Genomic DNA, 1,282 nt, shown 5'->3' with positions numbered 1-1,282 from the left:
CCCCAGCGGACTAAACGTATCGCAGGGAGAGCCATCATGCAAATATCTGGCTGCTTTATTGGGGTCGATGTCGGTAAGTTCGAGTTGCAAGTGGCCGGCCACGAGGGCGCAATCGTGTCCGGGATCGTGCCCAACAACCGATCGGGCATCGTCGGTTGGCTCAAGCGTCTGCCGGCCAGCAGCGTGATCGCGATGGAGGCGACGGGGGGGTACCAGGAGTTGTTGGCCCGCCTGGCGCACGAGCGCGGCTTCGTGGTGTACGTCTTGAACCCGACGCACGTGCACCACTACGCGATCTCGCTGGGCAACCGAGGCAAGACCGACCGGCTGGATGCCCAAGTCATTGCCCAGTACATCGCGCAGCGCCACACCAAGTTGCACCGCTACGAGCCGATCTCGCCCGAGCTGCAACAGGTTCGGGCGCTTCAGGCACTGAGGTCAACGGTCGTGCGGGTCGGCACGTCCTTGAGACTGTCGGCGCAGCGCCATGGCTGCGCCAGCAAGCATCAGAAGCGGGCCCTGGCCAGCTTGAGCGCCTGGGCCGAGCAGCTCGAACGCGAGTTGATCGCCAAGATCAAGGCCCAGAGCGAGTGGGCCAAGACGTACGGGCTGTTGACCAGCATCTGCGGCATCGGGCCGATCAATGGGGCCGCCCTGACGGCGTTGTTCAACCGTATCCACTTCGCCAGCAGCGATGCGGCGGTGGCGTTCTGCGGGCTGGATCCGCGGCCCAACGAATCTGGCCGCAAAGTTGGCCGGCGACGCTTGAGCAAACAGGGCGACAAGGCCGCCAGGACGTTGCTGTACAACGCGGCCAGCTCGGCAGCGCGTACGGCTCACTTCAAGGATTACTACGCCATGCTCAGGGCCCGTGGGCTGGCCTCGACGGCAGCGCTGGTGGTGATCGCGCGCAAGTTGTTGCGTATTGCTTACGGGGTCTGGCGCACCGGGCAAGCCTTCGATCCCGGGAGGTTGAACCTGAAAACAGCTTGATCCGGACCATAGAATCTCGTTGCCGCCTGCGGCGGCGGCCTTCGGATTCCCTCGGGCGCATCTACACGCCCCGCCACCCCCGACCGCCAACGCAACGGGCTCACGTCGTCTCGGATTCAACATCGCAGGGGCGAATGGTGTGCTTGGCGTTTTTGCCAGCGACTGGGGGAGAGGAGGATCTTGCGGGGCCCGCCCAAAGCCGGCCGCGCGGGCGGCCTTTTTGGGCTTACGCGATGTGGGGCGTCGAGGGGGTGGCGGCGGAGCCGCTGGTGAGGGACGTGTGATGTTC

Annotated in this window: 1 protein-coding gene; it reads left to right on the top strand. The window is 65.1% G+C overall.

Annotated elements, in window-relative coordinates; all coding sequences use genetic code 11:
* Window positions 1–993: IS110 family RNA-guided transposase (locus FA727_RS25650; RefSeq protein ID WP_206663864.1), on the top strand; the 993-nt coding region annotated here is incomplete at its 5' end.
* Between the last annotated feature and the right edge of the window lie 289 nt (window positions 994–1,282).

Origin of the sequence: Robertmurraya kyonggiensis, assembly GCF_005116465.1 — a bacterium.
Lineage (GTDB): Bacteria > Bacillota > Bacilli > Bacillales > Cytobacillaceae > Robertmurraya > Robertmurraya kyonggiensis.
The sequence above is the reverse complement of the archived record's forward strand: the minus strand, read 5'-3'. Positions and strand labels throughout refer to the sequence as shown.